The sequence below is a fragment of the Micromonospora sp. NPDC048898 genome (genome assembly GCF_043198035.1).
Classification (GTDB): Bacteria; Actinomycetota; Actinomycetes; order Mycobacteriales; family Micromonosporaceae; genus Micromonospora.
Genome location: NZ_JBICUF010000005.1, coordinates 314,281 through 321,895 on the forward strand (window position 1 = coordinate 314,281; position 7,615 = coordinate 321,895).

Annotated in this window: 8 protein-coding genes; 3 read left to right on the forward strand and 5 right to left on the reverse strand. The window is 72.2% G+C overall.

The genetic code is table 11. The features are described 5' to 3' along the window. Window positions 1–55: 55 nt before the first annotated feature. From ACGFIQ_RS17145 to ACGFIQ_RS17165, 5 genes are read right to left on the reverse strand one after another with little or no spacing between them, the layout of a single operon-like run. Window positions 56–748, reverse strand: coding sequence for an NUDIX hydrolase (locus ACGFIQ_RS17145; protein WP_393244532.1), 693 nt, complete (start codon window positions 746–748; stop codon window positions 56–58). Continuing rightward, window positions 745–1,443 (reverse strand): TlpA family protein disulfide reductase, encoded by a 699-nt coding sequence (locus tag ACGFIQ_RS17150; RefSeq protein WP_393244533.1) that lies wholly within the window; start codon window positions 1,441–1,443, stop codon window positions 745–747. The genes ACGFIQ_RS17145 and ACGFIQ_RS17150 overlap by 4 nt, the downstream gene beginning before the upstream one ends. Then, window positions 1,440–2,228 (reverse strand): endonuclease III, encoded by a 789-nt coding sequence (gene nth / locus ACGFIQ_RS17155; RefSeq protein WP_393244535.1) that lies wholly within the window; start codon window positions 2,226–2,228, stop codon window positions 1,440–1,442. Before nth ends, ACGFIQ_RS17150 begins: the two co-directional genes overlap by 4 nt. A 41-nt stretch (window positions 2,229–2,269) precedes the next feature. Next, on the reverse strand, window positions 2,270–3,442 hold the full coding sequence (locus tag ACGFIQ_RS17160) for a CapA family protein (protein ID WP_393244537.1): 1,173 nt from the start codon (window positions 3,440–3,442) through the stop codon (window positions 2,270–2,272). Window positions 3,443–3,498: 56 nt separating this feature from the next. Next, window positions 3,499–4,161, reverse strand: coding sequence for an adenosylcobinamide amidohydrolase (locus tag ACGFIQ_RS17165; protein WP_393244539.1), 663 nt, complete (start codon window positions 4,159–4,161; stop codon window positions 3,499–3,501). A gap of 143 nt (window positions 4,162–4,304) precedes the next feature. Between ACGFIQ_RS17165 and ACGFIQ_RS17170 the strand changes: the two genes are divergently transcribed. The 3 genes from ACGFIQ_RS17170 to ACGFIQ_RS17180 form a co-directional block, all read left to right on the forward strand. After that, on the forward strand, window positions 4,305–4,982 hold the full coding sequence (locus tag ACGFIQ_RS17170; protein WP_110563686.1) for a Crp/Fnr family transcriptional regulator: 678 nt from the start codon (window positions 4,305–4,307) through the stop codon (window positions 4,980–4,982). A gap of 136 nt (window positions 4,983–5,118) precedes the next feature. Further along, a complete protein-coding gene (locus tag ACGFIQ_RS17175) occupies window positions 5,119–5,862 on the forward strand; it encodes a metallophosphoesterase family protein (RefSeq protein WP_393244541.1) in 744 nt (247 codons plus the stop codon). A 234-nt stretch (window positions 5,863–6,096) separates the two neighbouring features. Next, window positions 6,097–7,615: hypothetical protein (locus ACGFIQ_RS17180; RefSeq protein ID WP_393244543.1), on the forward strand; the 1,519-nt coding region annotated here is incomplete at its 3' end.

Below are 7,615 nucleotides of genomic sequence, written 5' to 3' on the forward strand. Positions count from 1 at the left end.
CGTACGGGCAGTGCGCCCGCCGGATGACCATCGCTTGCGGAAAGTGAGGTTGCGGTCAGCGCAGGGCCGTCTCGTCGGCCTCGTCGGTGCCCGCCGACGGCGCCGGCGTGGCACCGCTGGGCGGCAGCTCCACCACCCGACCGCGCGGCCACGGACGGGCCCAGCCGCCCATCTCCAGGAGGGTGGCCAGCACCCCGGCGGTGAAGCCCCAGACGAGCATCCCGCGCGCCGAGAACGCCGGGCCGATCCAGCCGCTCGGGTGGCGGACCCGCAGCCGATTGGCCGGGTCGACCAGCTCGCTCACCGGCAGGCGGGCCACGTGCGCCACCTCGGCCGGCTCCCGAGGGTGCACCGGGTGCGGGTCGTGCCACCAGGCCAGCACCGGCGTGACCACGAAGTCGCTGACCGGGATCCACAGTTTCGGCAGCTCGGCCAGCACGGTCACGCTTGTCGGGTCGAGGCCGACCTCCTCGTTCGCCTCGCGCAGGGCGGTGGCGCGGACGTCGGCGTCCTCCGGGTCGGCCGCACCCCCGGGAAAGGCCGGCTGGCCGGCGTGGGTACGCAGGGTGGCGGCTCGTTGCAGGATCAGCACGTCGGGCCCGGCACCGGGCTGCTCACCGAGCAGCACCAGCACGGCGCTCTCCCGACCGCCCTCGGCCGGGGTGGTCAGCCGGGTGAAGTCCTCGGCACGGGCGGTGCCGAGCCGGGTCAACAGGGGCTCGATCCACTCGGGCGGTCGACGGGTCACGCCGGCACCACCAGACCGAGGTGCTGGCGGACCAGCTTGGCGAGCTGGGCGTCGTCGAGCGCCCCGGTGGCGTCCACGTGCCGGATCCGGCCCTGCGCGTCGACGAACAGGGTCAGCGGGAAGGCGTTGCGCCTCAACTCCCGTTGCACCGCGTCGCCCTGGTCGACCAGGATCGGGAACCGTACGCCGAAGTCCTCGCCGATGGACCGCGCGCCGTCCCGGCTGTCCCGGGTGTTGACCCCGACCACCTGGAGTCGGCCGGCGGCCCGCTCGCTGAGCCGCTGGAAGGCGGGCAGCTCCGTGCGGCACGGCCCGCACCAGGAAGCCCACACGTTGATCACCGCAGGCCCGGCCACGTCCCGCAGGGCGACGGGGGCACCGCCGGTGAAGCAGGGCAGCGTCAGCTCCGGCAGCGCCTGCCCGCCACCGGCGGGGGCCGCCGCAGAGGAGATCGCCGCACCGGGCGCCGCCGCGCCGGAGGTCGCCGTGCCGGACGCGCCGGGGGATGCGGCGGCGGGTGCGGTGTTCAGTGTGGCGCAGTCCCGGAACGGCGAGGGTCGTTCGGCGGCGGCCGGGCCGGGGGCCGGATCGTCGTCGGCCGTGCCGCCGGTGCACCCGGTGACGGTCAGCAGCAGCGGCAGGATCACCAGGGCGAGACGCCGGCTCGTCGCACCCGCGCCGTGGCGGCGGCTCACGGCACCTCCGCCGTGACCGCCTGGGCGGGCACCAGCTCCGGATCGACCCCGGCGGCCACCGCCAGGTCGCGCGCCCGGGGGCCCTTGAGCAGCTTCGCGGCGGCGGCCGGCTCGGTCGGGCCGGTGCCGTACGAGGGGCAGAGCTTCGCGAGTGTGCAGGCGCCGCAGGCCGGTTTACGGGCGTGGCAGACCCGTCGCCCGTGGAAGATGATCCGGTGCGACAGCATGGTCCAGTCGCGCTTGTCGTACAACGCGCCGACCGCGTGCTCGATCTTGACCGGGTCGGTCTCGCCGGTCAGCCGCCACCTGTGGACCAGCCGCTGGAAGTGCGTGTCGACGGTGATGCCGGGAACGTCGAAGGCGTTGCCGAGGATCACGTTGGCGGTCTTGCGGCCGATCCCGGGCAGCGTCACCAGGTCGGCGAGCCGGCCGGGGACGCTGCCGTCGTACCTGTCGAGAAGCGCCTGGCCGAGCTTGATCAGCGAGTCGGTCTTGTTTCGGTAGAAGCCGGTCGGCCGGATCAGCTCCTCCATCTCGCCGCGGTCGGCTCCGGCGTACGCGGCGGCGCTCGGGTAGCGGGCGAAGAGCTTCGGGGTGACCTCGTTGACCTTCTTGTCCGTGCACTGCGCGGAGAGGATCGTGGCGACGGACAACTCCAGGGCGCTGGAGTGGTCCAACTCGCAGTGCGCGTCGGGATGCGTCTCGGCCAGCACCCGGCCGATCTTGCGGGCACGGCGTTTGCGCCCGAGGTCGGTCTCGCTGGCACCGGGGGGACTACTGGTCACGACGGTCAGCCTACGTCGCGCCCCGGACGTTCCTCCTCGGGTCAACCGCCGGCTGGCGGGGAGATCTTTCCCTGCCCGTCGAACCGGGCGCCGCTCTTCGGGAAGTCGCTGCGGCTCAGGTCGCCGATCAGGCCCAGACCACGGTCGTTCGAGTCCATCGTCGGCTTACCGGCGTCGTTCATGTACGTCGAGGTGAACGAGCCACCGGCCCAGCTGCCGTCCGGTTTCAGCGACACCTTCAGCACCCCGCCCCAGCCGAGCCGGCCGTCGTTGCTCAGCGAGTTGCCACCGCCGGCGAAGTTGCCGAGGCTGTAGGCGATCAGCCGGCCCCGGTAGAACTCCATGCCGCGCAGCACGTGCGGCCCGTGCCCGACGATCAGGTCCGCACCGGCGTCGATCATGGCATGCGAGAACCTGACCGGGTCGCCCCGGTTCTCGCCCAGGAACATCTCCGTGCCCGGCTTCACCCGGGTCTTCTCCGCGCCCTCGCCACCCATGTGCACCTGCACCACGACCAGGTCGGCCATGGTGGCGGCCCTGGCGACCACAGTCTTCGCGCCGGCGATGTCGACAAGGCTGTTGGACCAGGCGTACGACGAGAAACCGGCCACCGCGACCCTGACACCCTTGACGTCGACCACGGTGATCTGGCCCGGCGCGCCGGTGTGCTCCAGGTCGTACTTCTCCAACGCCCGCTGGGTGTTCTCGTAGCCCTTCGGCCCGTAGTCGTTGCCGTGGTTGTTGGCCTGGTTGAGCACGTCGAAGCCGGCGTCGCGCAGGTGGGCGGCGTACTCCGGTGGGGCCCGGAACTGGAAACAGCGTGTGGAGTTGGCACCGCACTTGCCGGTGCCGGTGTCCACGGTCAGCGGCTCCTCCAGGTTGCCCATCACCAGGTCGGCCTTGAGCGCCTCGGTGACCGAGGCGAAGAAGCCCTTGCCGCCGGCGGCGGGCAGCCGGCTCGGCGCGTTGCCCATGATGATGTCGCCGGTGGCGGAGAGCGAGATGGCGCCACCGTCAGTGGAGGGGGTCGGCCCCTCCGGATCGGCGGTGGCCACCGGTGCGCCGGTGCCACCGCCGCCGGCACCGGGCTGCCAGACGGATGCCTCGCCGCCGGAGTCACCACAGCCGGCGACGAGCAGGGTGGCCAGCAGCGCGGCGAGGCCGAGGGCGACGCGGCGCCGCAGGCGGGACGCGACGGAGGCGGGAGCATACATCGCTCGCGACCCTACCGGGCTCCAAACTCGCCGACGAGAGCCGATCGGTCGGAATTTCAGCCGGACACCTGCTCTGACCAGGGCACGACCGCCCGGACACCCCCGGCGCGCACCGCGGCGTGCACCGCTCGGGCGAGCGGGGCACCCCAGGTGGAACGCGGCCCGCCGTACGCGGCCTCCGGCCCGTCGACCGGGCAGAGCACGGTGACCGCGTCGGTCGGCGTGCCGGTCCCCGGCAGCCCCAGCTCGGTGATCGCCTGGGCCTTCGCCTCGGTCGCCGTGGCCACCGCGTTGACAAGTGCCGAGTCGGCGAGCCGGGCCGGTACGTACACCACGATGTTGATCGTGCCGACGCGCTCGGCGAGCGCGGGCGGAGCGGGCGCTGCCGCGAGCACCGGCGTGCCGAGCCCGACCGTCGCCCAGGCCCGCACCCCGGTGTCGGTCCGCGCCACCACCTCGGCCACGTCCACGCCGGTCAGCAGACCGACGCCCGGCCCGTCGAGCGCGAGGCCGGCGGCGAGCGCGGCCAGGTGGGTGGCCGGGTCGTCCCGGTCGTACGACATCGGGACCGTCGCGTTCAGCACCCAGTGCCGAACGGCGATCCCCCCGCCGAGCGGGGCACTGCTGACCGCCCGCAGGGGCCCGTCGGCGCGCCAGACGAGCAGGGGCGTGTCCCGCCCGTCCTCGACACGACTGGTCAGAGTTGGCTCGCTTAGCACGTCGGGCAGGTTACGCCCAACGATCAAGATTCCAGGGGCGACCTCGGATTCAAGCTCACGTGCGCCTAGACTTGGCGGCGCGCGAGGGGATCAGCGGACGGCGGCCCCGGCCGACGGACGGCACGCGCAACCGGAGGTGCGCGATGGACGAGGTACTGGCCCGCAGCGGGATCTTCCAGGGTGTCGACCCGGAAGCTGCCGAAGCGCTTGCCAAGGAGATGGAGACGATCGAGGTCCGCAAGGGCGAGATCGTCTTCAATGAGGGCGAGCCCGGTGACAGCCTCTATATCCTGCTGTCCGGGAAGATCAAGGTTGGTCGCCGCGCAGCGGACGGCCGACAGAACCTGATCGCGGTGATGGGGCCGTCGGACATGGTCGGTGAGCTGTCGCTCTTCGACCCGGGTCCGCGTACGGCGACCGCCACCGCGGTGACGGACACCCGGCTCGTACGACTGCGCAAGCAGGCGCTGCGGCCGTGGCTGGCCAACCGCCCGGAGATCGCCGAGCAACTGCTCCGCGTGCTCGCCCGGCGGCTGCGACGGACGAACGACTCGCTCGCCGACCTGATCTTCACGGACGTGCCGGGTCGGGTCGCCAAGAACCTGCTCCAGATGGCTGGTCGGTTCGGCACCCGCGACGGCGGCGTCCTGCGGGTGACCCACGACCTCACCCAGGAGGAGATCGCCCAACTCGTCGGTGCCTCCCGGGAGACTGTCAACAAGGCGCTCGCCGACTTCGCCTCGCGCGGCTGGCTGCGACTGGACGGCAAGAGCATCATCATCCTGGACCCGGAGCGCCTGGCCCGGCGCGCCCGAGTCTGACCCGGCGCGCCGGGCCACCGCCCGGCGGCCGTGACGTTCCGGCCCGGTCCGCGGCACGCGGACCGGGCCGGATTTCACCGTCTGCCCGTAGCGGAATCGCTGGACTCGGCGCAGCGCCAGCACCCAGGGTGGGCGGATGCCGAACCGGGTCGCTGTCCTCTCCGACATCCACGCGGTGCTGCCCGCGCTGGAGGCCGTGCTGGCCGAGCCGGACGTCGCCGCCGCCGATCTGATCGTGCTCACCGGGGACATCGCGGCCGGTCCACAACCGGTCGAGGTGCTGGACCTGCTCGCTGATCTCGGCGACCGGGCCTGCTGGGTGGGCGGCAACGCCGACCGCGAACTCGTCGAGGCCCGCGCCGGCCGCCCCGCCTCCATCGAGGTGTCGAACTGGGCCGCCGAACAGCTTCGCGACGACCAGTTGGATCGGCTGGCCGCACTCCCGCTGACGGTGACCCTGGAGATCGACGGCCTGGGCCCGGTGCTCTTCTGCCACGCCACCCCCCGCGACGACGAGGAGGTCGTTCTCGTCGACACCCGGATGGGACGCTGGGCGGAGGTGTTCGCCGCGGTGCCGGCCGAGGTGACCACCGTGGTCTGCGGCCACACCCACATGCCCTTCACCCGGCTGGTCGACCGACGTCTGGTCGTCAACCCGGGCAGCATCGGCATGCCGTACGGCGGCGCGGGGGCGTACTGGGCGCTGCTCGGACCCGGCGTGCAGCTCCGCCGTACCCGCTTCGACGTCGACGCCGCCTGCGCCCGGGTGGCCGCCGACTCGACCTTCCCGGACGCCGCCGAGTGGGCCGACGAATACCTGCGGTCCCGGCACGGTGACGCCGAGGCGCTCGCCGTCTTCGCTCCCCGCGACGGCCGCTGAGGCCGGGTCCGACCCGGTCGCCTCCCCACCCGTCCCTGGCCCGCGCCGGACCCCGTCCAGGGCTGTCCGGGACAGTCCCGACCTGCGGCTGTTCTTCCCGGACGTGGTGGGGACGGCTGTCATGGAACGAATGGGCGCCGGCCGCGTTGTCGGCGCCCACCGGCCCGGTCGTGATCCGGGCCGGCCGCCCTGGGCGGCGGGTGACCGTGGCAGGCGAAGGTTTGGAGGGCAGTGATGGGTACCAGGCGTGCGGGATGCCGTTCCACGCGGACCGGCTGGCTGTTGGCGCGGTGGGCGGTGGTGGTGCGCGGTTGGCTGGTGCCGCTTGTCGCGGTGGTCGCCGTCGCGGCGAGCCTCATGCTTGTCGCCCCGGCCCCGGCGGCGTCGGCTGCGCCCGGAGAACCGGACGAGCGCCCGGCTGCGGCCAGCCCGACGCCGGACCCGGCCGAATCCCGCAACGCGATGTCGCGAGCCCGGCGGATGCTCGCGCAACTCGGTTACGACATCTCGGCCCTGGGCTCACCGACCCCGGACGACCCGAACTACCTGAAGAAGATCATCGCGGACCAGGTCATCACCAGGGTCCAGGGGTGGGTGGCGGAGGGCAAGACCGGCTTCAGTCTGAAGGACCTCCACCCCCTGGTCCAGGACGGCGAGGCGATCTACCGCAAGTCGCAGAAGCGCCTTACGGCCCAGCGGAAGAAGCTTGAGAGAAGCGAACGAAAGCTGACGAGGCTGACGGAGATCGCGAGGGACACCACCCGGTCGCCGGAGCAACGGGCCAAGGCGGCGGCCAAGTTGCCGAAGATGCGGACGGACGTGGCCAACAACCGTCGCAACCTCCGCGATGCGACGCCCACCAAGCCCGACTACGACGGGAACGTCAAACGGCTGCGGAACACGCTCAAGGATCTGGACCGTGAAATCGCCAAGGCCGAGCGGAGGGGTGCTCTGCCGGGCGCCAAGAAGGAGCTGGCGAAGAAGCGCGACGCCGTCCAGAAGAAACTGGCCGAGGCCGAGGCGGAGAAGGCCGACTATGACCGCCGCAGAGGCGACGACGGCGACACCTCCGGCACCACCGCCCGTAGCCCCAAGGAACCGAAGGGGCCGAAGAAGCCACCGACCGGCGCGACCAGGACCGCGCCGAAGGGACCCCAGTCCGCCGGCCCGAAGGTGACGCGTCCATGGTCCTCGGTGCTCGGGCGGCGCGGCCCGCGGGTCGACAGCGGGGCCAGCGAACTGATCGGCCAGGGCATCGCCGACGAGATCCGCAAGCACGGCCAGGTGAAGGACGAGAAGCTGCTGCACCGTGCCATGGAGGATCCGGCGCTGCGCCAGCGCATCATCGCCGACTACCGCGAGTACCCGGAGCGCAGCCCGTGGGAGAAGACCAGGCGTGACTTCGACGGCTCGAAGGGCTTCCGGCAGACCGAGGCACTGCGGCTCGGGCCGGCGCTGGTCAAGTACGAGGAGGCCGAGAACATCGCGAAGCGGTCCAGGAACGACCGCAACTACCTCCAGGCCCACCGGGATTGCGGCGGCTACGACACCTGCGTCACCGAACGCACCCGCAAGCTCCGCGAGCTGAACACCAAGCTCAAGAAGCAGGCCGACCGATCCAACAACGACCCCGCGTACCTCCAGGCCCGCAAGGAATGCGGCGGCTACGACACCTGCGTCACCGAACGCACCCGCAAGCTCCGCGAGCTGAACACCAAGCTCAAGAAGCAGGCCGACCGATCCAACAACGACC

Excerpts from the sequence above, each read along its gene's own strand:
- ACGFIQ_RS17160 (WP_393244537.1), bottom strand. The coding sequence starts at position 3,442 with ATGTATGCTCCCGCCTCCGTCGCGTCCCGCCTGCGGCGCCGCGTCGCC.
- ACGFIQ_RS17170 (WP_110563686.1), top strand. The coding sequence starts at position 4,305 with ATGGACGAGGTACTGGCCCGCAGCGGGATCTTCCAGGGTGTCGACCCG.
- ACGFIQ_RS17175 (WP_393244541.1), top strand. The coding sequence starts at position 5,119 with ATGCCGAACCGGGTCGCTGTCCTCTCCGACATCCACGCGGTGCTGCCC.